The following is a 25,088-nucleotide window of genomic DNA, read 5'->3' on the forward strand; positions in this document are numbered from 1 at the left end:
AAAACATCGGTGAAAACGGATTTTTACTGATTAGAAAACTGCACTTGGTACAACTTACTGTACATACCGCCTGCTACAACTAGCTCAGTGTGGGAGCCGCGTTCAATGATGCGTCCTTTTTCCATGACAAGGATGATATCTGCACGTTGTACTGTTGACAGGCGGTGGGCGATAACGAAGGATGTGCGGCCAACCATAAGTTTGTCAAGCGCTTCTTGTACAAGTTTCTCGCTTTCGGTATCCAGTGCCGAAGTCGCTTCATCAAAAATAAGCACACGAGGGTCTTTTAGAATAGCCCTGGCAATCGCGATGCGCTGGCGTTGCCCGCCTGACAGCTTGGAACCGCGTTCGCCGATATGGGTGTTATAACCATCAGGCATCGCCATGATAAAATTATGGGCGTTAGCGGCTTTAGCGGCAGCAATAACCTGCTCTTTTTCTGCATCAAGATCGCCATACAATATATTATCATATACCGAGCCGTTAAATAGGACCGTTTCCTGGGGAACAATCCCAATCTGCTCACGCAGGGATTTTAGTGTGACTGATTTAATATCATAGCCATCAATGGTTATACAGCCGCTTTCGGGGTCATAAAAACGTGGAATAAGGTTGGCAATCGTCGTTTTGCCTGCACCGCTTGGTCCAACGATGGCAATCATTTGCCCCGGTTCGGCAACCAACGATACGTCAGCAATCGCCACTTCTCCCGGTTTATAGGAAAAGTTAACATGTTCAAAGGCTAACCGTCCGGTAATCGGCGGTAAATCCACAGCACCAGGCATATCTTTGATCTCAGGTTCGGTATCCAATACCTCAAACACCCGTTGAGCTGCGGCAAGCGCCCGCTGGATATTGCCGTAGACCCGACTCAAGCGTTTAATCGGGTTGGTAATGTTTACAACATAAATCAAAAAAGCAATCAGTGAACCAGCAGTCAGGCTGCCATTAATGACTTCGCGTCCGCCATACCAGATGATAATCGTAACACCGATGGCACCCAAAAACTCAACAATCGGCGTTAGTGTAGCACCAAGCTGAGCAGTCTTCATCTGAGCCCGGAAATTTGAGTAATTCTCCCGGCTAAAACGACTGATTTCATAGTCTTCCCGGACAAAAGACTTAATCACCCTCACGGCCGAGATGGTCTCTTGCAGAATCGATGTGATATCCGCAGCTCGCTCCTGCATTACGCGGCTGGCACTTCTCAGTCGTTTACCAAAAATACTGATAGCTTGGGCCACCAGCGGCAGCGTAATAAATGTCAGCAAGGATAATTTCCAATGGATGTAGAACATGGCCCCCATAGAGCCAATAAGCACCGCTGATTCTGTTACAGCTTCAATTACGCTTTCGACAAGCGCGTTTTGCAGGGCTGCCACATCGTTGGTTATATAGCTCATAATACTGCCGGTCTGACGTTTCTCATAATACGATAGGGATAGGCGCTGTAAATGGCGATATACCGCCTCACGAATATCAATAACTACTTTTTGTCCAATATATGACATTAAATAGGTCTGTCCAAAAAAGAAAAAACCACGCAGTAAGAACACTACCACAATGCCAACGGCAATCGTATTAAGCATTTTCATGTCTTTGGCAGCCAACACATCGTCAATCACATTTTGAATAATCCAGGGGATAAACAGATTTGCGGCAGACGCTACCAGAATGCAGATTACCGCAACTACAAACCGGGTCATATATGGCCTAATATAACTTAACAGACGTAAGTAGAGTTTCATTTAGTTACCTCACGGTTTGATAGGGACGCTACTTCTAGTATGACCTCAGCGACTCTTTTTACCGCACCGGTTTGTCCAAGCTTCGCTTTTACCTCGGCCAAGTCTGCTAATGCTTGTTCCCTGACTGCCGTATCGGCAATAAGTTTTACAGTCTCAGCTGCAATCGAGCCAGGATTGACGGCATCTTGCAGCAATTCCGGCACAATCCTCCGCCCGGCAACGATGTTCGGCAAACCAATATTTGGTATCTTAATTAAAAATTTCCCCAGAAAATATGTGAGAGCCGCTATCTTGTAGATAATGACAGTGGGTGCTCCCATTAACGAGGTTTCCAGGGTAGCGGTTCCTGACGCAGCAATGACAGCATCAGACAGGCCCATTAAGTCATAGGTGTATTCAGTTGTCAGGGTAACGTTCACATTATGGCTATCAATGATATTTTGTAGCATTTCCCGGGAAATTGTCGAGGCAACGGGTAAAAAAAACTGGCAGTCGGGCAACTTTTCGACAATTAACTCACCTGCCTCCAGCATTACCGGCAAAAGTTTGCTGATTTCCTGCTCACGGCTGCCTGGCATTAGCAAAACTACCGGCCGGTCAGGGCGGGCACCAAAGTACCGGTACGCTTCTTCTTTGCTAAGCGCTGGTTTTACGATATCTGCCAGGGGATGACCAACGAAGGTGACATCAGCGCCAGCCTCACGGTAGACATCGGCTTCAAAGGGAAAAATGGCCGCAACCTTGTTTACTGTCTTGGCCACCTCTTTAGCCCGGCCGCGCCGCCACGCCCATGCTGACGGGCTAATATACGACACTACCGGAATCCCTTTTGCCTTTGCAATTTTTGCGAGCCTCATATTAAAATCCGGATAGTCAATAATGACAAGCACGTCCGGTCGCTCTTTGTCCATTAGCGCGGCAAGGTTATCTCTCAACTCAAACAGTTTGCCCAGATTTTTAATTACCTCAACAAAACCAATAACTCCCAGGCCGGCTATGTCATAAATAACATTAACCCCGGCGGCCTGCATTGCCTTACCGCCCATCCCAAAAAGTTCAATATCCGGCTGTAAAAGTTTCAGGGCATTGGCTACACTGGCACCATGCAAATCGCCAGACGCTTCGCCAACTGAGAGCATAATTTTCATGGATTTCCTCCTGCTGTATCTACTACATGGCTGTTATGGTAATGCCATTATGATCTGCTAAGGCTACAACCTGCTGTTGATCCACTAAAAGCGTTTTCCCTGCCTCAATAACCAGTGCAACTGCGCCTGTTTCGATCATGGCTTTAAGAGTATCAGGCCCCACGCTGGGAACATCAAAGCGCATGTCTTGGTTAGGTTTTGCGGCCTTGGCTACAATAACACCGCCCCGGCCTAACTGACCGCCACGTCGAATACAGGCATCAGTTCCTTCAATGGCCTCAACAGCCAGTACCGCCCGGTTTTTCACAACGACTGTTTGTCCAATGTCCAAGCCACCAATCTGTCTGGCCATTGTCAGGCCAAACTCCATGTCGGCTTGCTCTTCAGGAGCAGGCTGACGCTTGGTAAGTACACCTGCTGGCGGCATCAATTGGCGGATGAGTTCTGTCTGATCAAGAACACCGATGCCTTCTCCTGCAAACTCCCGCACTAAAGCCAACATTACAGTGTCGTCGTTCAAATCGTTAAGCCCGGCGAGAAGTTTCTGCATTCGGGCATCAGGCCGCGCTGCGCCGCTGAAAAGGTGCTCTTTAGTTACCTTACCTAACATGGTAATCTTCTGCACCGATTCTTGTTTTACGATCTTAAGCAGCGTGTCTAATTCACCCAGGCCAACTGTGTAGAATTTATCAGCTACTTTGGCTAACTCACTATCTACACCGGGCGCTACAGCTATAGCTATCACGGCAAAACCCATGCCGCGAGCGGCACGGGCAAATTCAACCGGCAACCGGCCAACACCGGCAATAAGTCCTATGGTATTCATCCTGGTTCCCACCTTATGTAGCAGACGCGGCCTGACCGCGTCCTGCACTATACTATAGTTATTAAGTCGTTTGCCTATAGGTTTTGCTGAGCAGCGCCTACATATACCTTAATCGTTAAGGTCCTTGCGTCCGCGGCAAATACCACGTTCAGCGTTGCGTAGGAACCTCAGCATATGCTCAACTTCCTCACAGGATTCAAGATCCTGTTCCATAACAGCAATGGCTTGTGCCAGACTGAGCCCTGAACGGTAAAGAATCTTGTAGGCTTTCTTAAGATTGCGGCGGGCAACATCGCTCACACCGGCGCGGGAGATACCTACGCTGTTTAACCCGCACACTTTAGCCGGATGACCGTCAACAATAACAAACGGCGGAATGTCCTGAACCACTTTGGAGGCACCGCCGACCATGGTATTACGGCCAATTTTTACGAATTGGTGCACACCGGCTAAACCGCCGATTACAGCACGGTCTTCTACTACCACATGGCCTGCCAGTGTTGCCGCATTGGACATAACTACATGGTTGCCAACAACACAATTGTGGGCAACATGGGTGTAAGCCATCAGGAGGCAGTTAGAACCGACCCGGGTCTCTTCTCCTTCGCCGGTAGCGCGGTTAATTGTCGCAAACTCGCGGATTTTAGTATTATCTCCAATAAACACGTAGCTTTTTTCGCCACGGAATTTCAGATCTTGCGGCTCACCGCCGATGGACGCGCTCGGGAAGATAACGCAATTCCGGCCAATACTGGTCCAGCCGTCAATAACCACATGAGCACCAATTTGCGTCCCATCTCCGATGAGCACATGTTCACCAATAACAGCATATGGCCCGATTTCTACATCTTTGCCGATACGGGCGTTGGGGTGGACAACTGCAGTTTCATGTATTTTACGTAACGGTATTACAACCGATTCGGGTTTCATATCAAAATCAACTCCCCACTAAATTAGAACTATACAAGCAGGTATCGTATGTCGTTTATTGTTATATATATTCCGACTGAGCAGTCGAAAAACGACATGCTAAATATAGGCATATTTAGCCTAAATTACCTAAATACGTGCATTACTACCGTTTATCAAGCGATTTTCAGTATTTATATCAGTATTACGAGCATTATCTGGATGAGAGAGCAAACATAAATTCAGCTTCAGCCACAACTTGACCATCAACAAAAGCCTCCGCCCATAGTTTACCCGCTAAACCGCGAAGCTTGATGATTTCGGCCACCATATAGAGTTGATCGCCAGGCGTAACAGGTCTTCTGAACTTAACCCTATCCATACTGGCGAAAAAAGCCAGTTTACCTCTGTATTCTTCGGGGTACAGCATGGCCACACCACCAACCTGCGCCATTGCCTCCAAAATAAGCACTCCTGGCATGACAGGTTTCTCAGGGAAATGTCCCATAAAAAAATGTTCGTTAATGGTTACGTTTTTTATACCTACCGCCCGTTTCATTGGCTCAAGCTCAACGATACGATCAACTAGCAGCATCGGGTAACGATGCGGAATAATCTCTTGAATCTCGGCTGCGGTCAGAATCATGTGGAAAGCGCCTCCTCATATCAATCACGTACTTGCTTAGACCGTTGATATAGCCTCGCCTAAACGGTCTATACTTTAATAATGTGTTTTGCCAGCGTAGTATTAAGTGCATGGCTTGACTTTACCGCGATGACATGACCATTAATCCGGCCAGCCAGCGCTAAATCGCCAATTACATCTAAAATTTTATGCCGTACCAGTTCATCAGGGAACCTAAGCGGCGTTAAACATTTACTGTCATCATATACTACTGCATTTTCCAGGCTTCCCCCCAGCGCTAAGCCTTGGGCTTTGAGCGCCTCGACTTCGTGCATAAAGCCGATGGTACGGGCCGGAGCCAGTTCCCGGGCAAAAACTTCAGGAGTAATTTCGTAGTCGCCAAACTGAACCCCCAGTAAGGGATGCGGGTTTATCGAGGTAAACGTAATGCGAAATCCGTCATAGGGTAAGATGGCGATAAATTTATCAGGATGACGCACTGCTAGGGCTTCTTTAATGACAATAGGCGGCTGTCGTAGTTCCTCCAGACAGGCAATACCTGCTGACTCAATTAGTGTAAGGAAAGGCAGGGAGCTGCCATCAGCGACCGGCGGTTCAACAGATGATATTTCCACCAGGCAATTATCAATCCCCATTGCATAAAAAGCAGCCAATAGGTGTTCCACTGTAAAAACTTTGGCTTCTCCTTGCTCTAGGGTAGTAGCCCGCATGGTATTTGTTACATTGGCTGCTTGGGCTGATACTCGCGGCAAGCCTGCAAGGTCAGTACGGACAAACACAATGCCGCTGCCAGCAGGGGCCGGATTCAGGGCGATGGTCACGTCCCGACCAGAGTGCAGGCCAATGCCGGTATAGGTTACGCGCGAAGCTACTGTGGTTTGGCGATTCATTAAGGTTCCTCCTGAGTTGTCTAATTCCAATTTATTCTACAGGAATTTGCAGCTTTGTGCAAGTACTAGATTTTGTTTGGAGGTCTATCCGATGACTAACCCGCTCTAAGACTCCCTCTTCTACAAGTGGGAGTTATACCCAAAGGGCACAGGCGAGCGGCTAAGTCCCTGGATAAGGGCGACTAACCTTCAGGTGGGGTTAAAACCCCATCTGAAGCTAAGTCTACTTTATTATGCTATACGTTTGCCGGCCAGTGTGCTGGCGCTGGTGCTCAGCTGATACTCAATAAGTTCCTTATACTGGCGGCCAACGTGGGAAGCCGGATTTACAAATACCTGACTGGGTAACCCTGACTCAACTATAGCTCCCTTTTCCATGAGAACAATGCGGTCAGCGACATGCAGGGCAAAGGCAATTTCGTGGGTAACCACCAGCATAGTGGCGGCCCGGTACTTAGCCAGTTCTTCCATGACGATTAGCACTTCTCTAACCAACATGGGGTCAAGCGAGGCTGTGGGCTCGTCCCACAGCATAAGCTCAGGCTCGAAGGCCAGAGCGCGGGCGATACCCACTCGCTGCTGCTGACCGCCGGATAACTGCCCGGGCTTTTGATCGATCCATTGCTCCATACCGACTTTGCTTAATGCCGCAATCGCTTTATCATAGGCTTCCTCCTTAGACTGGCCTCCCATGACTAAGCCCAGCATGACATTCTCCACGGCACTGAGGCGATTGATCAGATTGAAATGCTGAAAGACATAGCCAATGCGTTTACGCATGTTTCTTAGGATATTATCATCTAGTTGGATAATATCCTCTCCGTCAAACAGGATAGAACCTTTATCAGGTTCTATCAGCCTGTTGATCATCCGGATCGTTGTTGACTTACCACAGCCAGATGGTCCCATGATCACTACTGTTTCTCCTGGAGCTACCGACAGATCCAAGTTGTTCACAGCTACAATGCTGCCAAACTGTTTATATAGGTTTTGGATGTTAAGCACACAGCTCACCCCCTCTTTATTTAAATTTTACTTTACGTTGGTTTAGTTTTTGCATTAAACCAGGACGACCGCTCGGGATAACAATCTCCCGCATAACCTCGTCCATTGACAAGCCTAATGCCTCGCCGGCCATGACTTCTTCACCGGCAATCGGGCTGATTTTTTCAGTATAGCAGGCAACCAACAGACCGAGCATTGCGCCCAGTAAAGGCACGCCAATCCACGGCAGATATGGAATGCCGCCACCAGCTAGAATAAACATAGCTGTCAGCATTACCGCGCCCACGCCCATACCATAGAGGCGTTCAGGGGCGCTGAAAGTAATTGTCAGCCGTTCCACTGCTCTGCGCCAACCGGTAGCAGGTATCTTTTTACTCAACCGCTTACGGCGTATTACTGTCATAATCGCAGTGTGGTCAAGCCCCAGAAACAAGATGGTAACAATTGTGGCTGTCATACCGGCCAGAATGCTCTTGACTTCAGTAAGCACCTGATACAGCTCGCCGCGCGGGTCAGGTTCGATTACCCCCAGCGCTGTCGAATACAGCGATACGTTATTATGGCCTGCCTGCTTATACACAACAGGCGTCACAGCGTTAACGTCAATACTGCTGGTAGTCAGAATCTGAATTCGCGCACCGGGAATTACTTGTCCGGCAATAAATTTATCCAACAAGTTGATTGAGTGGTTAATCTCCTCGTCTTTAAGGTTCGGCACAGCGCTGGCCAGGTATTGTACCTGGGCAGTAACCATTGGTACATTAAGCTCCTGCAGTGCCCCCAGGCGGGTATTGGCACTTGTGAGGCTTGTTTTAGCGCCGGCAACGTCGAAGGCTCTCAGGGTGGCAATCGTATTTTGTCCATTGTTAACAATGTTATCTATCGTTGATTTGGCCCGACGGGCGTTAGCCGCCACACTATCCAACTGGGCCAGATTGGAACTTAAGCTGCTCAGGTTTTGCTGAGCTCCACTAAGCGTAGCGATCGTTGAGCCAACATCACCATTGACAATACGCAGTACTTGCAAGGTACCGGCCAGGCCGCCGATCGAACGGGATGAATTGTCAATCTGGCTGCGGATACTGCTGGTATCGATGCCGGCAAGCCCGCTGGTAGCTGCCTGAATCGTGCCGCCAGCCACCTGTAGGCTGGACAGCGTCTGATCTAAGGCAGCAACGCCGCTGCCATAGTTATCAAGAGCGCCAAGGGCAATTGAGCTGAGACTCTTAGTATCCTGGGCAAAACCGGGGATTTGAGCAACAAGTTTTCCTGTTTCTGTAAGAGCATTACCCAATTCCTGACGCGGGTTTTTGTAGGAGGCTGTTACTAGGTGCCCGCCTACAACATTTTTTTCTAGTTTGTAACCTTGGATTTTTCCTGCCGGGCTGGTAAACCAGGCGGCATCTCCTTCGGTGATACGGCCTTCGGCTGTACCGTTAGCAACGGTTGCTGTAATTTCTACAACAACATTGCCTTTTGCTGGTGCATTGCCAGCTTGCGGAGCTGTATTAGCCGTTCCCTGAAAGACAACAATATCCCCTTTTGCCAGTTCAGTACCGGCGCCTGGGGTGACTGTTACCTGAGATGCATACGCCTGCAGGAAACGCTTAAGCTCCAGCATGGTGCTGACCATGTATGTCATGTCGTCATTCTTGCCATCGACAGACACGTTCTCGGCATATTCAAGCCGGAGATCTTTCTGCATTGCCCCGGCAATCGCTTCTCCCAGTCGCACTGGATTGGAAGGCTCGCTGCCTACCGGAAAGCTGATTTCGATTACCTGATAGTCTTTTAAAACAGACTTAATAGCAGCGTTGACAGAGGACGATTTGTCAAGCGAGCTTAATATTACGCCTACAGATGACCCATCACGGAAAGCAAAGCGGACGCCATCCATCTGCATGATGCGCTCCATAAGCATATTTCTTGCCCCTTCCGGCACACCACGCACAGTCAAACGCGGCTCAGTCATAACGCCGACACTGCCGCCGCCAGGGGTACTACCGAAGCTTTTCGCCAGATCTTCGTACACTTTTTTAGTTTTATACTGGTCAGGCAAAGCAACAAAGAACGGCGTCTTACCGGTAATGGTCGGACCTTCTTTAACTTTACCGCCTGGAAACACCTCATTTACTATCTTTTCAATGTGAACAGCCGCATCTTGGCGATTTTCTTCTCTGACTTGAACAATAACGTCATATTCACCATAGTCGCCCACAAGATTGGACAGGGTTTTTGAAAAATAGGTATTCGCGGCCATCGAGACCGAACCAGCCAACAGTGAGCCTATGAGTACGCTAACAATGAGTAGCGTCAGAATATCGCGTTGAATTGAATCTTTGAACAATCTTTTAATGAAATTAAACTTTTTATTTTTTTGTGTCAGCATGGATTCAGTCACCTCATTTCTGGTGTATATTATATCACGTATATCATTTTATTGTCCATAAGTATATCAATAATTACGTTTTTGTATATATTGTAAAAAAAATAAAAAAGAGATTGCGGCTAATATAGCGCAATCTCTTTACTCACTCATTTATACTACTCTTAGCTGTTACATCGCAGGCGGCCGCGTCTTCCAGCGGTTATGGAGCCAAAACCATTCATGCGGATATTGTCTGACATGGTTTTCAATAATCTGTGTCAAGCGCTGCGTGGTAATACGAATATCATAGTCACGATCTGCTGTTTTTTCCACTACTATGTGGGGATGAATGATTGCCGTGTGAGTGCCGTCCGGGTTAGCGGTAATAAAGGCCGGGACTATCGGAGCGTTATTCAGCCTGCCTAACGCCGCGGCTCCCTGAGGCGTAGACGCAAGCCGGGAAAAAAACTCGACAAACACGCCATCTTGGTGATTGTCCTGATCCATGAGAAGCCCGATAATTTTACCTGAACAAAGCAGTTTAACCATTTCCCGTACTCCTTGTTTATAGGTCACATGCATTCCGGCTTTCGTACGATATTCATTGATAAAACTGTCCATTGCAGGGTTTGTTTGACGCTGAACAACAGCAACCAGGGGGAAACCATGCATAGCAAGTGAAGCCCCTAGCAATTCCCAGTTACCGCTGTGGGCTGTGGCTAGTACTGCCCCACGCCCCATTTTTAAGGCTGCTTCAAGGTGTTCACGTCCGCTAAGTTTGACATACTGCCCGATGTTATCCTTGGTCAGGCAAGGCATATAGAGGACTTCCATAAACATAGGGCCAAACCGCACCGCGCTGGCTTTGGCAAGCGCGTATGCCTGGCGCTCATCCACGTCAAGACTGTGACAGATGTTGTCAATAGCCATTTTACGCCTTTTGGCAGGAACCAGCGGCCAGCATAACCTGCCTATCAGGCAGCCTAGACCCCGCCTCAATTTAGCTGGCAGCAGGCATACCAGTCTGCTTAGGCACTTCACAAAATGATATTGCATATCGCTACTCCTAATAAGTGTAGCTTAACCCAAAGTAAGTTTCGCTGTGGCGCCAGCCGGCATCGATTTTAAGACCGGGAACGATTGACATGCGTGCGCCATAGTTCATGCGGTCGCCATCCCACTCGGCAATGAGGGTCGTAGCCGGAAATGCGTTGCTGCCGGTAATAATGCCGACAGGGTTAATGGTCTTTTCAACAGCGGCAAATACACCGTTGTAACGCCCATCACCAACACCGGCATGGATGCGGAAACCGAACGGCAACGCTTTGCTGGCTGCGGCATAATAAGTTCGCTTGTCACGATTACCAGCGTCCTCTATACCAATAGCTAAGCCTGGGGTAAGAACGGTCTCTGGCACAAGACCATATTTGGCATTAAAGTAGGTTTGATTTTCTTTGTTGCTATCACTGTCATAGCGGAATCCGGCTACACCCACTTCCAGCTTATTTGCCAGGCTGATGTTAAAACTACCAACACCGCCCTCTTTCAGGTGATAATATCCCAGTGAAAACTGGCCCTCCTGCAACACATCAGCCGAGGGAGTATTGATAATACCTGTCGAGCCATTAATGGATGGGGCGGCATATACGGGAGCCGCTGCCAAAAGCAAAGCTACAGCTGCCAAAATTGTTTTTTTCATAATTGTTCTCCTCACTAAAATTGTATGGTGTGCTATCAATCTATATTAATTCCCTGTCAAGCGTAAAAATCCTGCTAATCGGCTCCCGCCAATTTGTGGGCAAAAAAAACGAGGTATACGTGGCGGCGTATACCTCAGTAATATTATTTCTTTTCAATTTCAGCCAGACGCTGTTCAAGCTCACGAATTTTCTTGATCAGATCAGGCAACCGGCCAATGGCTGCTTCAGAACGCAGCCACTCTTTATGAGGGCGGGCTGGGAAACCGGCGTAAAAGGAATTGGCAGGTATATCATTGATCGGCGCCGATCTGGCGGCAAAGACACAATTATCGCCGATAGTCAAATGTCCGGCACTGCCTGACTGGCCGGCAAAGGTTACATTATTCCCTATTTTGGCGCTGCCGGCAATCCCTGTTTGAGCGACAAAGAAACAGTTTTCACCAACTACTACATTATGTGCTAAGTGCACTAAATTATCGATTTTAGTGCCTTGTTTAACAACAGTGCTGCCGGTAGTAGCCCGGTCAAGGCAGGTATTAGCACCAATTTCGACATCGTCTTCAATAATTACATTGCCCACTTGCGGTACTTTTTGGTGTCTGCCACCTACGGTGACAAAACCAAAGCCATCACTGCCGATTACAGCACCACTCTGAATAATAACCCGACTGCCCACCTGGCAATGTTCCCGAATTGTAACATTCGGGTAGATCAATGCATCACTGCCGACAGTAACATCTTGTCCAATATAGGTATGAGGATACAGAATCGTGTTATCACCGATCACCGCGTTATCGTCAATGACAACATGGGCCATAACAGCCACATTAGTTCCCAGTTTAGCTGTGGCGCTTACTACCGCAGCAGGGTGAATGCCGGGAGGTACATTAGGCTTAGGTGTGAATAGGCTCAGTAACGTGGTAAAGGCTATCCGGGGGTTAGCCACCCGGATAGCCGGTTTGGAAAATGATTCGACGGTATCTGGAATGATTACGGCTGCTGCAGCACATTTTCCTGCTTTATCAATATGCGGCGGCACAGCAAAGGTAATATCACCGGGACCGGCATCATCAATATTGGTGACACCCGTGATTTCTACGCCGCCAGCATTGGCGGCGGTACCGTTAAGCAGGGCGGCAATCTCAACTAACGTCTTTTTCACAAAACGGCCCCCTGCTTATTGCATTTTCTGAATTACAGCATCGGTTATATCAGTGCCGCCTTGCGCCACACTGTTTTTGTAAAGCACTACACCAAGTTTTTTATCTTTGCTCACTTGATCAATGGCTTGTTTGATGCTGTTATCAATCTGAGTTTCCAGGTCTTGCTTAACCTTGAGGAATTCACCATAAGCGGTTTCCTGACGCTTTTGGAATTCTTCAGCGCTGATACCGGCTTTTTCTTTTTCTAGCTGATCGCTCAATTCTTTACCTTTGACATTAAGCTGCTCCTGGAGTTGTTTTACTTTGGGGCTGTCAGACATTACCTTATTTACGTCAAGGACACCAATCGTCGCTTGGCCGGTGTTACATCCAGCCAATGCTAACGCAGCGACAAAGACCAGTACTAATACTAACGCCATTCTAATTTGCTTGTTCATCACAAAATCCTCCTTCGGAACCTTAAAAGCAGGCGATGGGGATCGCCGCTCTCTCAGTATTTCAACATTGCTCATAGTATACGCAGGCTGATTATTTCTTAATCGCGGCAATAACCGCATCGGTAATATCTACTGCGCTCACATTTACTCTCTGACCTGTCAATACAACATCAAGGCTGCGCTCAGTTGCCACTTTGGCCGCTTTATCCCGGATATCATTTAGGATATATTCCTCAATCGCACTAATCTCCTGCTGTTTCCTGGTAAACTGCTGTTCAAGGGCGCTGACACTGGCAGATGTTGCCGGCGGTATAGTTGACTGCGCACTCTGGCCAGCCATGTTGGCTGTCTGTGCGGCCATTTTATTGCTGATTTCAGAGTTCAACTCTTTGGCATAGGCCGCAAGTTCCTGCTCGATAGCGGCTTTGTCAGGAGTCAGGGCAGCATCCATCTTCTGAACCAGTTCCTTTTCTCGCACAGCCAGTTTATTGGCTTGCTCGGCCTTGACGCCGTCAAGTGCTTTCTTAACTTCTGCAGATTCTTTTTCATCCATACGGACAGTCTGCAGTTTCAACTGCAAGTTAAACAGCTGCGGCTGATATTCCTTATCAAGTTGCTCAGCATAGGTCTTAAGCGTAGAGGAGAGTTCGCCATGGATTTTATTCGCCTTGTCGGCAAGGCGAGTTTGAAGTTCCTGCTGCTTCGCCGCCATTTTCGCGTTAAATTCCTGCTCAGCAGCTGCCCTAAGCCCGCTCTCGGCACTCCCCGGCAGATTCATAGCCGGCAACTGAGGGGTAACACCAGCAGTCCTACCGGCCTCCGCGGCCAGTTGCTGATTCAGGGTGGCAGCCTGCTCTTTAAGTTTTTGCCATTCCTGGTGTTTGGGATGAGCCTTAATGGCTTTATCCATGTCAATAACGCCAACCTGAGGCGCTTCGGGCGACTTGGTTTCAGGTATCGAGCGGGCGCAGCCTGTTAGGAGAACGGCACCAAGGATCAGGGTTGCCAGAAACCTTATTGGTGTTGTTAGTTTCACACCAAATCACCCTCTCTAGACGAATCGTCTAAACGCCTATCTGCGCATTTATAACAATTCTTAATTATAGTAAAGTAGTGGAGAGCCGAGCACAGGCTAAACCGGCTCGGCTCAAAACAACCGGGATTGTTTAATTATTTACCGCTAAGTTTCTTCACTACCTCGTCGGTGATATCCTGACCACCATATACGATGTTGTTAACATCAAGTACTACGGCAAGCCCTTTGGTATCAGCGACTGCTTTAACAGCAGCGTCAATCTGGCTGAAAATCGGGGCTTTAAGCTCTTGCTCTTTAAGCGACAGACGTTCGCGGAGCTGATTGCTGTAATCCTGTTTTTCTTTATCGTTCATGTTTTTAGATTTTTCGTCGAAATCTTTTTGTGCCTGGGTAACTTCATTTTGCATGGTCTCTTTGAATTTAGCCAGTTCCGGGGTTTCATTAATCAATCGCTGATAATTCACTTTACCAACATTGGATGCAGTGCCTGCACCGGCAGCATGACCTATGGAGCTTTGTGAGATTGCCATACCGAATACACCTAGCAGAAATACTGCAACTACGGCTACAGCCACAAATTTGGCCACTTTTTTGTCTTTAAACACTTTTGACCCTTCTTTCCTGCCACTTGGCAATAAATTCTCCTCTACTGTAACAATTATAACAGGCAGCTCTTTATTCAGCAAGTCTTATAGGTTAGCCACAAGTCTCAGCCAGTTTTCTTTTTCAGTAATAACATACTCGGCACTGAGGAAATCATGCAGTTTGTACCTTACACCCAGTTCGTTATACTCTGACTTAGGCATGTGCTCAAAACGGATAGTCCAGTTAGAACCAACGTAGTGATTGACCCATAGTGTACTTTCTTTATCAGAGAAGTTATACCTTATACCGGCCAATGTATTTTCAGTAAATTTATGACCCCACCCTGGTTCAAACTCCCAGGTCAGGTTATCAGGCAGAAATTTGACTTCCAAGAAAGCCTCATCCCGGCTGCCAGTGAATTTACCAAAGTGAAGTTTTGCCGAGGTGTTATCTTCCAGCCGGCCCATATCCAGGCTTCCTTCCAGAGTAACCCGGTATTTGGTGGTTTCCGCATTAAGAATGATCTCTGTATCTGTTCCCGGATGAACAACCGGAGTCAATTTTAAACCATATTGACTGGCTACCGGATGCCTTGCAGCAACCGAAGTTATTTCAGCAGAAAAATAGTCTTTATGTCTCTCAACAAAAGCTACCGGCAAACCACGCAACATCCCTGCCGCCCCCCTGACAGAGGGGCTGGCCTCTGCCAGCAGGACGTTTGGTATAGTACGTGATCGCAAGGCGATGTGGACATTATCAATCACCGGTCCGATGGGAACCAGTGAAAGTTTAATATTCGTTTTCTGGCCGGCAGCAATCTCCAGATTACTCCGGAATTCCGGCAACTGGTTTGCTAATAATTCCCGGATAACAGCCTTCGATACCCCGCCAGCCCATTCTACCGAGTCTACAGGCAGGCCTATCAAAACACTGGCAACCTGGTCTTCCACTTTACCCATGTCTTTTTTTATTAACTGCACTACATCCGGTGACAGACCACTAAGGTCAATTTCAAGAGAAACGTCGCGCACAACATCACCCCATGGCATCACAGCCACCAAAATACGGGTGGTAGTGCCTGGCGTAATACTGACCTGATCAACTGTATAGCCGACAAGAACCCGGTCAAATATCTCCCGCACCAGTTTTTCATAACTACTCTGATTTGTCGCTACATCGCCGATGGTTCGTCCAACAAGCATCTGCTCGCCAACTGTCGTAACACTGGCTGTCATCCGTTTGGCCACTCTGTCTGGCGGCGGCTCAGCAGCTGTAATCGTCACTGTGATTTTATCCACTGTTTCCGACGCAGCCAGCCCGGTGCCCGGCAATAGAACAAGCAGCATCAGTACCACAAGGCTTAGATACAGAATGTGACGCGGGTATTTTACAGTAATAACGCGCACCTCCTCCTAGTAAACGAGCCAGGCCACAGGCCTGACTCGTTAGCTGCAACTATTTAGAACTGACCGCCAAAGCTAAAGTGGGTACGAGCACCCTGGTCGCCTTTTGCATAGTCGATACGAATCGGTCCTATCGGTGTGGTTACACGAATACCTACACCGACACTGGCTTTGAGATCGTCAAGCTTGTACCCTTCGCCGTCCCAAGCGTTGCCGATATCGGAGAAAACTACCCCCTGCACTTTATTGGCTACTGGGAAGCGGTATTCAACAGATCCTGCCAGCATTTTGTCACCTTTGAATTCATTATCTTTGTAGCCGCGCAAATTATCAGCACCACCGACAGAAAACTGACCGGCCTCAGGCATCTTGCCATCAGCATAACCGGCAGTAAGACGAGCTGCGATTACGTGGTCACGGCCTACTTTGTAGTACTTGCGGCCTTCAGCAGTATACTTGTTGTAGTCGAAATCGCCGCCGAATACTTTGCCGGCAAATTCAGCCGAAAGCGATACCCGGGTTCCTTCGGTAGGACTAAATACGTTGTCCCGCGAATCAAATACGCGCATCAGGGTGACGCTGCGGGTCAAACCAAAATTGTCTTTGAGATATACAGGATCCTTCGAATAATCTATAGGACCTTCAACATGCTCGACATATGTGTCTTTGCGGTTTTTGAAAGTGATATAGTTTTGAACATATTCACCTTGCGGACGGCCCAGAGTAACATCAAAGCCTTTTCGGTTTTTGTCAAAGCTTGATTCCCGGTCACCGTTGTTGTCATAATTGCTATACTCGTTGGTCATGTTGTATAGGCTAAAGCTCAGCGAAGTCTGTTTGCTGTCAAGCCATGGACGTGTATAGCTTACCTCATAGTTTTTGTTGCTGGCGCCGCCAAACTCCCAGTGGAGCTTAACTTTATCACCCTTGCCATTAAAGTTATTGTCGCCCAGTTCAATAATACCTACCAGGCCATCGGCCTTGCTATAACCGCCGCCGATTGAGAAAGTACCGGTCTTCTGCTCAACAACGCTGGTCTCAAGAACAACAGCGTTAGGATCCTTGCCTGGGTTGAGCTTCATGTTAACATCTTCAAAATAGCCAAGGTTGTACACTTTTTGCATACTGCGACGAGCGTCCTTTACGTTGAAAGGTTCACCAGGCTTAACCTTCATTTCACGGGTGATAACATTGGTCTTGGTCTTCTCATTGCCTTTGACGACAATGCCTTCCAGCGAGCCCTCGTTAATCGTCAGGGTCAGCACCCCGCCCGGCGACATCGCCACATCACTTACTTTGGCCAAGATATAGCCTTTGTCATGATAGTACGCTTCAATAGCACGGACGTTGGTGTTCAGTGTCCTAGTGTTTAAGACACCATCCTTGCCTGTAGTCACTAATTCTTTAATTTTATCGGCAGACAGTTTACTGTTGCCCTTGACAACAATGTCGGTTAACTTCGGGTTTTCCATGACGGTGTATATTACTTTCACGCCTTCAGGCACTTCAGTAAAGTTGGCAACAACGTCAAAAAAGTACCCCAAATCGTAAATAGCCTGCATGTCTTGTTTTATTTTTTCAGCCGTCAGAGTATCACCCGGCCGGGTTTTTACCACGCCCATAACAGTGCTCTCAGCAACTTGGCTAATGCCGGTAACTGTTACAGCTGTAGCCGTTTTGCCTTCAACGTCGGCCGCGTAAACAGGCAAAACCAACCCTACGGCCATGCTTAAAACAATTGCTGCCGCAATAAAAATCTTACAACATTTAATGTTCTTCATGCATTACCTCCTTATCTATTTGTTACTGTCCACGCAACGATTTTCCGGCTAAGCGGATAAGTTTGTTAATCTCATCAGGCGTCAGCGGTACCTCTTTGGTTTGATCTGCCGCTGAAGATGATCTCGATTGTTCATCCGCTGCCGGCAGCGCAGGCTGCTGCTGTGAGGCAGCAGTATGGCCCTTGTCGACTGCAGCCTTATTGACATTAGATTCAGATGCCAGTGTCAAAGGCAATGCTGCTGACGTTATTGTTCCGGAAATAGCATTGAGTTGAGTCGGTCCATTCTCAACCCCTGGGACTGACTGTTCAACTTGCAGCGGCCTTTGGGTGTTGTGGCGGCTTATTCCCCACATGTAACTGGCAGTCATCCCGCCGGCGGCGATAGCAATTGCCAGGCCGATGGCCAAGCTGTGCCGGAGAACGGGGTATCTATGCCGCCAATACCGGGACCTGTTAACCTCTTTGGCATGAGTAAGTTCGGCCTGAGCCAAAAACAAGTTAAGCTCGCCGCGAATATCACTATCTTTGTCAAAAGCCTCTTCAGCCTCTGAAAGCCACTGCTGAGCCGAGTTTAGATGCCTATTAATATTTTGTTTACAATCCGCCACATTCACCACTCCTATTATAAACATTAATTATAGTCCTGGGAAGAGGCCAGATTTTGGTCATCAGCAAATAGGCAAAAACGGGCAAATATCGCGATTGCCCATTTGATGCTACGTATTTCGACTTGATTTGACTGTTTTGCTAAGTTTTTGAGATTACCTCGGCGTGTTTGTTAAAACACGCTACCTTACTCTACGGAAACTGGCGAGAAATGTTCAGATGCGAGGCGCGACGAGGATTGTGCAGCGCCGCGTACGTAGTTTGTACGCAAGCAAGCAACCCGCAGGAGCAACGAAGCAGATGGGCGTTTATCGCCAGTTTCCCTACCAGTTACCCATTAGTTTGGATAGCATCCCGCGCAACCGGCGAATTCCTTGCTTTTGCAAGCGGTAGACGTGCGAAACACTTAATTCCATGGTTGCGGCAATTTCCTTGGGTTCGCAGTCTTCAAGATAAACACTGCTTAAGACTTGCTGCTCCTTAGCAGGAAGACGTTCCATAGCTGTTCTTAGCTGCTCAACAAGGTAATTATGTTCAGCTTGAGCAGCCACCTCAGCGTGTGCGTCAATGAGTAAATCAGCAATTGTCGCCTGGCTGCTGTCGGCAGCCAGCGGGCTGTCAATCCGCAGCAGACTATTGTCTTCGCGGGTTAGGTGATTAATAATCCGTCCCCGGATGCGGTGCACGGCAAACAGGCTAAAAGCAACCCCCCGGGTATGGTCATAGTTTTCGACAGCTTCGATCAGCCCGACTGTCCCTTCCTGGATCATATCCAGCATAGTAGCCTCCGGCAGTCGCCAGTGCATCGCTGTTTTAAAGACTAATGGCTGATAGCTTTCTATTAGACGGCGGCGACAGGCAAGGTCGCCGCCCTCTTTATATCCTTGCCAAAGAGTTGCTTCTTCTTCGGGCGTTACTATACGGATATGTTTCAATTCAGCCAGATATTGACTGAGTACCATTTGTATCAATCCCTTTACGTTATTCAAAAAGAAAACCTGGTCTCAACAGTAAACAGACTTTTCGTGGTGCCGCCGAAGGAGCCACCTATCCCAATACTTCTGGTCAAGTCGTAACGAAAACCGATACTGCTATTATGCTGGTCAAGACCCATGCTATAACTTATTAAAAACTTATCTGTCAGGTATTTACCAATCTCAATATTATACCCTTGGAACTGGCTGTCAGACTGGTCATCCCGTGCACCTTTGCTTCTGGTATCAAACAGTGATGTTCGCACCAACCGGAATTCATCAACCCCTAAAGTATCTTGGAGGGCACTTTCGACTTCGGCGATAAACCGCATCTGGAGGCCTGCATCCAGCAGGCTGACCAACTCATCGCGCCCAAAAGTGCTGTTATGCTCGGAAGAATTGTTTTTCGAGAAGTAGCCGCCGCGCAGGGTTAACAGCGACATGATTTCCTGCTGACTCATGGCCGGTTCAGATGTCAGTTTAAGATCCATTGACGTGACCGGGCCGTTAATGGCCAGATTAATTGTGGTGCGCTCAAGCTTGGCTTCAGCCTGTAACTTGATTATCGGTACAATAGAGCCGTACTGAGTGAACTCAGCACTGCCATTTAGAATAGTAAAGCGGTTAGTCAGGTATCTCACCGTACCGCGCCGTGCTTCAATACGTCCTGAAGCCAACGGGTTTTGCAGTGTTCCGGAAAACTTAACCTTTCCCTCAGCCAGGAAATCATACAGATATGGGTTATACATCCGGACTTTATCACCCACAACCAATTCAATATCCAAGCCGGCATCAAAAGCAATTTCACCGCTGTCAGGCACAGCCGGAATATTGACAGTAGCATTGTCGACAGTGAGTCTTCCATAAATGTACGGCTTGGAATTTTTGCTCGTTACTGATAAAACGCCGTCTACAGGACCGGCAAAGTATTTATGTTTTACTCCTAAGCGGTTTAATGCAAGCATGATGTTATAGTCGTCAAACGCTAAACCGTTTACCTTAGCCGAACCGCTCATAGAGTAGGAACCGCCGCCCATTTCCCCATCAAAAGCGTTTATGTTTATTTTATCATCTTTAAACTGAATATCAATCCCTACTTTTTGGATAGGGTCATTCAGCGCTTTTAGTTTAATGGTTCCGTTCACTACCGTTAAGTGACCGTCCAGAGTAGGTTGCGAGAGTGTACCGCCGATAGCAATCTCGCCTGTTGTAGGACCTGTAGCCCAAGCAACATCTTTAGTCAGCATAGGCAGTATGCTGAGATCGGCATTGTCGAGCCGCAGTTTAAGGTCCATTGTATCAGTAATATCGGCTTTACTGCGACCTTGGCTGTTTAAGGCTTTTAATGGCACTATGCCATAAGCGCTTGCTTTATATGGTCCTCGCGCCACAAACAGCTGGTTCACATGGATGCTGCCTTTGTTATAGATTAACAGACCGTATAGATTATCAAATTCAGCGTTCGCTACACTGCCGTGTTGTACTTCCATTGACACAGCCACATTGGGATCAGCTGTAAGGCCGCTCGCTTGGGCAGTAAAGCTAAACTTCCCTTTAGTTTCAACTGTTGTATCAAACAGCGCTGTCAGGATGCCTGTATCGATAGAACGGCCGCCCACCTCAAAATCAATCTTTCCGTTTAAATTGGCCTGACCTTTAGCGGCAAGCACCCCATCAACACCTTGTTTAGCCATAAGCTTATTGACGGTAATTACCTTATTATTGAGCTCTGCGTCGATGTCAATAGTATCGAACAGGTACTCTTTTATTTTTCCACCTGCTATAGAGCCTCGCAGCACGATGTTAGGGTTACTAATACTGCCGTTTAAAGCAATCTCTCCGTTAAGTTTGCCACGAATACGGCGTTCAGGCATGTTGGCCATCGCCAATATACCGGCTAGTTCGCCACCCTCGACTCTTAGTAATCCATCCACACCGTGGGTTCTAGTATCAACAGCCCCGTTAAAAACATAGTTGCCCTGCCCTTGAGCAAAACGCAGTTCTTTGATATCGGCCTGGCCATCCTCATAGCTTAGATTGGCATAGATATTTTTTAATTCCTGTCCATTCAGCAAGACTCCGCTTGAAGTTAGTTGGCCGCTGGCCACTGGACTTGATATACTGCCTGTTACCTGACCTGTTAGATTAAATATACCGGACACAGGATAAGGATATTCTGTTTTTAACCGGGCAGCATCAATATTCTCAGCCGATACGACAAAATTAAGGTTATTATCAGGAGATACTGTTCCCGACAGCTTGATCTTGGTATTAAGCGAGTCTATAGCAAGGTTATTTACCGTTGTAACGCCATTGTGCCGCTCATAGGTACCCTCAGCTTTCGCAACAAGATATCCCGCGAGACTGCCTTCAGATAACTTCATCCTCCCTTGAACTGCCAGGTTATCCAGTGGTCCGCTTATCCTCATTTCATGTTCAAGATTACCGGTTAATGCAAGGTCAGGCATAATCAGCCGCGCAAAGGTCTCTGCCCTGGCTGAACGGGTCACGAGTGTAAGGCTGACATCCGGTTGGACGCCACTAAGTATAATCTTTCCAGAAATTTCATGTTTGGCAGCCCCGTCAGTAAGCGCTACCTGTTCGAGAGATACTGCGCCAGGCGAGGCTTTGAGTACACCGCTGGCCTGACCTAAAAGTTGCTGATTCATGGTAAGACCGGCAGCGTTAAAATTGAGATTGAGCTGAGGCTGGGTTATTGTACCGGTTAGTTCGCCCTCAAAGCCGGCGCTACCGGCAAAACTGATATTTTTTACCGATGCAAACGGAAGTTCTGCTAATTCAATGCCATAGCCATTTAATTTTATATTAAGTTTATTATCCTGAATCATCCCTTCTGCCGTAACAAGACCGGAGGGCAGAAGGATGTCATAGTGTTTAATTTCAGTGTCGCTGCCGGTACGTTCGACAAGCCCGGTCATTTTGGTATAGGACACACCCTCCAATTGGCCGTCGGCAAGTGTTATCGCCGCTGATCCATTGATTGCCTTCCAATCGCTGCCTTGTCCGCTAGCCGATACTGTGATATCCCCTCTGCCACTTAGAGCAACAGGTAAGTCTCTGACTGCGGCAGTATCGATATTGCTGGCAGTAAGCTGCACTTGATAGCGCTCTGTAGTTGTATCAAATATTCCCTGGCCGTGTACCTGACCGCCAATCACTTGGGTGGTAAACTCATCAATCGTTATCACTTTATCGGCAAATTTGACTTTGGCACTGGCATCCTGCAGCCTGTAGCCTGAGACCACACTGTCTTTGGCAGTAAGGTCAGCCGTAACAATCGGTTTTTTCAGTGTTCCGGTAATGGCAGCATTAAAAGCAACAACTCCAGAGAAAGGCAGCTTATGGCTAACAGCTGCCGAGTCGAAGCCCAGCGAGGCTACGCTCAAGTCAAAGACTGGCTGGTCACCTGCTATGCCAATTTTGCCGCGTACGGTAACCGGTTGGCTGTCCACAAGGGCGCTGCTGCCAAGTATGTAAATATTATTATTGGTAAAGCTTACCCGGCCTTGTGCCTTTTCAACAGTTATGCCAGAGGTGTTGGCTGCTAAATTATCCAGCGAGAATTCACCTGCATAACTCAGCCCTGTCGAACTCCTGGCTACGGTAATCTCGACATTACTTAGCAAGCCTGCGGAAAATGTAAGGTCTGAGCCGGCCGGAAGCAGCTTCTCGTAAGCTGCCGGATTCAATTTATCAGCTTTGACTGTCAGAGACAGGTTGTTCTTGGCAATGTTAATAAAACCCTGTATGCTCACAGGTGAATCATTGTGGCTTGCTGCCAGTTTTACATCGATAGCCTGACTGTCTTTGATGGCAAGCAAACCATTAACACCAGCGAGTTGCCAGGTACCTCGCTGAGCTCTGATATCGACAGTTGCCTGTTCAACAACAACTTTGCCATTAAAGGTGGGTCCATTTGGCTTGGTTTCTTGTTTTAAGCATTCAACATTCCACGTGCCGTCAGCTGCTTCTGCCAGAATGACGTTAGGCTGGGTAAGAGTAATCTTGCGCAAGGCATTGATGGCTGTTTGTCCGCGCGCCAGACTTATCAAGCTATACTCTACTGTCACTTGCTTGATAACGGCCAGTTCCCGGCCTTGTTTATCAAATATAGTCACATCATTTACAACCGCCGAGGTCAACCCGGCCGCTTGTAATTGTCCAATGTCAACCTGGGTGCCCAGTGCCTGGGTTAACTCGGCGGTCAGCGTGCTTTCAAGTTGGGCAAAAACAGCCTGGCTGTGGGTAGACCACCAGCCAAAGGCAGCTATGCCAAGCACAAACAGTATCACAGCTAAAAGTGCGGCTTTGGTTCGCATATTTTGCCTCCCTTGGCCTTTAAGATACTCACGTACTTCGACACCGTCTTGTCCTCTTCCTTTATGTTATTCCTGGGATTTTAGTCACGGTGACGATCTATAAACGTCCATCATATAAAAAGGCAGAACTAGGAAAACCCAGTTCTGCCTTGATCAATTACATTACTTTACTGTTACGCCCATGGCTTTGTCAAGCTTAGCCCGGCTGGTGTTGTAGTCATACAGGGCTTGAACGTAATCGGTCTTGGCTGAAGTTAAGGCAACCTGGGAATCGATAACGTCAAGATTAGTGCCTACTCCCGCACTATAGCGCACCTGAGCGATTTTATAATCTTCTTCCGCTTTGGTAACAGCTACATTACTTGTCTCGATGCGTTTCTCAGCTTCTTGCATGTTGAGGTAGGCCTGGCGGACTTCAAGCTGAGCACTGTCTTTGGCTTGGCGCAGCTGCTGAGTTGCTTTGTCAAGTCCGGCTTCGGCGCCTTTGACCTTGGATTTGGTCACACCGGCGTCAAAGAGGTTATAGCTGGCATTAATGCCGATGGCCCAAGTGTTGTTATCCGTACCGGGGAAATCCTTGTCATTCCATTTTTCGGACGCAGTCGCGGCTACCGTAAGTTTTTTGCCGCTTTCAGCCACTTTAATTTCGGTTTTGGCAATGTCCAGGCTGGCGGCTGCTTGCGCTAAATCCGGGCGGTTAACCAGGGCAGCGCTAATACATTCCTCCAGCGTCTTATCATATTTTGCATAGTTTAATTCTTCTTTAAGAGCAATCTGGGTGTCCAGCGGCAGGCCAATGATATTGTTAAGGCCTGATACCGCAAGTTCATAGGAGTTTTTGGCTTTTATTAGGCTTTGTTCGGCTTTGGCCTTTTCCACTTCCGAACGCAGTACGTCAGACTTGGCTACAGTGCCGGCGCCATATTGAGCCTCGACATTTTTTAAGTGAGCATTGAGACGATCTAAGGATTCCTCACTAAGTTTAACAAGATTACGGGTTTGCAGTATGCCGTAATAGCCGGTTGTTGCGTCAAGCTTAACCTGCTGCTGAGCTTTTTCAATACCCAGATCAGATACTTTAAGACCAAGTTTGGCCTTTTCGATCGTGCCCTCGACCTTGCCGCCAGTGTATAAAGGCAGGGTCATGTCAACACTGTTGGCATATCTATCCCCAATACTGCTGGGGATTGTCGTGCCGAGAATTTTAGATTCAGCAGTCTTAGAGCGGCTGGCATTGTGAGAAAGGGTGACAGACGGCGCTTTACCGGCCTTAGCCATGCTTACATCCCAGTTAGCTTTGTCCATATCGGATTCGGAGATTTTTATTGCGGGGTTGCTCTTAAGAGCCATGGCGATGGCCTCATCAAGTGTAAGTTCAACCGGCGCGGCAAAGCCTGGAAGAGCGGCAGCTACCAGTATACCACCGGTAATCAGGGCCGACATGCGTTTGGCCATGCTGCCAGATAATTTAAATTGTGCCAAAATTATATGACCTCCTTGAGATTATCACTATTTTCAAGG

The 25,088-nt window shown here is 47.9% G+C and carries 20 protein-coding genes; all 20 read right to left on the bottom strand.

What is annotated here, in order from left to right; all coding sequences use genetic code 11:
- Positions 1-23: 23 nt before the first annotated feature.
- Complete coding sequence (msbA, locus tag VN447_RS14665; RefSeq protein WP_325526090.1) at positions 24-1,748, bottom strand: lipid A export permease/ATP-binding protein MsbA; 1,725 nt, start codon at positions 1,746-1,748, stop codon at positions 24-26.
- Positions 1,745-2,896: a lipid-A-disaccharide synthase gene (lpxB, locus tag VN447_RS14670; protein WP_325526091.1), complete on the bottom strand. Its 1,152-nt coding sequence runs from the start codon at positions 2,894-2,896 to the stop codon at positions 1,745-1,747. The genes msbA and lpxB overlap by 4 nt, the downstream gene beginning before the upstream one ends.
- A gap of 22 nt (positions 2,897-2,918) precedes the next feature.
- Complete coding sequence (locus VN447_RS14675) at positions 2,919-3,722, bottom strand: LpxI family protein (RefSeq protein WP_325526092.1); 804 nt, start codon at positions 3,720-3,722, stop codon at positions 2,919-2,921.
- 108 nt (positions 3,723-3,830) lie between these two features.
- Positions 3,831-4,652 carry an acyl-ACP--UDP-N-acetylglucosamine O-acyltransferase gene (lpxA, locus tag VN447_RS14680; RefSeq protein ID WP_325526093.1) on the bottom strand — a complete coding sequence of 274 codons (822 nt, stop codon included), beginning with the start codon at positions 4,650-4,652 and terminating at the stop codon, positions 3,831-3,833.
- 193 nt (positions 4,653-4,845) lie between these two features.
- Complete coding sequence (gene fabZ, locus VN447_RS14685; protein WP_414714916.1) at positions 4,846-5,277, bottom strand: 3-hydroxyacyl-ACP dehydratase FabZ; 432 nt, start codon at positions 5,275-5,277, stop codon at positions 4,846-4,848.
- A 68-nt stretch (positions 5,278-5,345) separates the two neighbouring features.
- Complete coding sequence (gene lpxC / locus VN447_RS14690; RefSeq protein WP_325526094.1) at positions 5,346-6,167, bottom strand: UDP-3-O-acyl-N-acetylglucosamine deacetylase; 822 nt, start codon at positions 6,165-6,167, stop codon at positions 5,346-5,348.
- 231 nt (positions 6,168-6,398) lie between these two features.
- Positions 6,399-7,172: an amino acid ABC transporter ATP-binding protein gene (locus tag VN447_RS14695; RefSeq protein ID WP_325526095.1), complete on the bottom strand. Its 774-nt coding sequence runs from the start codon at positions 7,170-7,172 to the stop codon at positions 6,399-6,401.
- A 16-nt stretch (positions 7,173-7,188) separates the two neighbouring features.
- Positions 7,189-9,561, bottom strand: a complete 2,373-nt coding sequence (locus VN447_RS14700) for a hypothetical protein (RefSeq protein ID WP_325526096.1) — start codon at positions 9,559-9,561, stop codon at positions 7,189-7,191.
- Positions 9,562-9,729: 168 nt separating this feature from the next.
- Complete coding sequence (locus tag VN447_RS14705) at positions 9,730-10,596, bottom strand: lysophospholipid acyltransferase family protein (RefSeq protein ID WP_325526097.1); 867 nt, start codon at positions 10,594-10,596, stop codon at positions 9,730-9,732.
- A gap of 10 nt (positions 10,597-10,606) precedes the next feature.
- Complete coding sequence (locus tag VN447_RS14710) at positions 10,607-11,239, bottom strand: YjbH domain-containing protein (protein WP_325526098.1); 633 nt, start codon at positions 11,237-11,239, stop codon at positions 10,607-10,609.
- A gap of 143 nt (positions 11,240-11,382) precedes the next feature.
- The gene (gene lpxD / locus VN447_RS14715; RefSeq protein ID WP_325526099.1) at positions 11,383-12,402 is read right to left on the bottom strand and encodes a UDP-3-O-(3-hydroxymyristoyl)glucosamine N-acyltransferase; all 1,020 of its coding nucleotides are present in this window, start codon (positions 12,400-12,402) and stop codon (positions 11,383-11,385) included.
- Between the two features lie 15 nt (positions 12,403-12,417).
- Positions 12,418-12,840, bottom strand: coding sequence for an OmpH family outer membrane protein (locus tag VN447_RS14720; protein ID WP_325526100.1), 423 nt, complete (start codon positions 12,838-12,840; stop codon positions 12,418-12,420).
- A 91-nt stretch (positions 12,841-12,931) separates the two neighbouring features.
- Complete coding sequence (locus VN447_RS14725) at positions 12,932-13,876, bottom strand: molecular chaperone Skp (protein ID WP_325526101.1); 945 nt, start codon at positions 13,874-13,876, stop codon at positions 12,932-12,934.
- 134 nt (positions 13,877-14,010) lie between these two features.
- Positions 14,011-14,481, bottom strand: a complete 471-nt coding sequence (locus VN447_RS14730; RefSeq protein ID WP_325526102.1) for an OmpH family outer membrane protein — start codon at positions 14,479-14,481, stop codon at positions 14,011-14,013.
- Positions 14,482-14,565: 84 nt separating this feature from the next.
- The gene (locus VN447_RS14735) at positions 14,566-15,867 is read right to left on the bottom strand and encodes a hypothetical protein (protein ID WP_325526103.1); all 1,302 of its coding nucleotides are present in this window, start codon (positions 15,865-15,867) and stop codon (positions 14,566-14,568) included.
- Between the two features lie 53 nt (positions 15,868-15,920).
- Positions 15,921-17,645, bottom strand: a complete 1,725-nt coding sequence (locus VN447_RS14740; RefSeq protein WP_325526104.1) for a BamA/OMP85 family outer membrane protein — start codon at positions 17,643-17,645, stop codon at positions 15,921-15,923.
- A 22-nt stretch (positions 17,646-17,667) separates the two neighbouring features.
- A complete protein-coding gene (locus tag VN447_RS14745; RefSeq protein ID WP_325526105.1) occupies positions 17,668-18,255 on the bottom strand; it encodes a hypothetical protein in 588 nt (195 codons plus the stop codon).
- Between the two features lie 321 nt (positions 18,256-18,576).
- Positions 18,577-19,215 carry a sigma-70 family RNA polymerase sigma factor gene (locus VN447_RS14750; protein ID WP_325526106.1) on the bottom strand — a complete coding sequence of 213 codons (639 nt, stop codon included), beginning with the start codon at positions 19,213-19,215 and terminating at the stop codon, positions 18,577-18,579.
- A gap of 23 nt (positions 19,216-19,238) precedes the next feature.
- Positions 19,239-23,567, bottom strand: a complete 4,329-nt coding sequence (locus VN447_RS14755) for a translocation/assembly module TamB domain-containing protein (protein ID WP_325526107.1) — start codon at positions 23,565-23,567, stop codon at positions 19,239-19,241.
- Between the two features lie 162 nt (positions 23,568-23,729).
- Positions 23,730-25,049 (bottom strand): TolC family protein, encoded by a 1,320-nt coding sequence (locus VN447_RS14760; protein WP_325526108.1) that lies wholly within the window; start codon positions 25,047-25,049, stop codon positions 23,730-23,732.
- Positions 25,050-25,088: the final 39 nt, after the last annotated feature.

This window comes from Sporomusa sp. (assembly GCF_035561155.1).
GTDB lineage: Bacteria > Bacillota > Negativicutes > Sporomusales > Sporomusaceae > Sporomusa.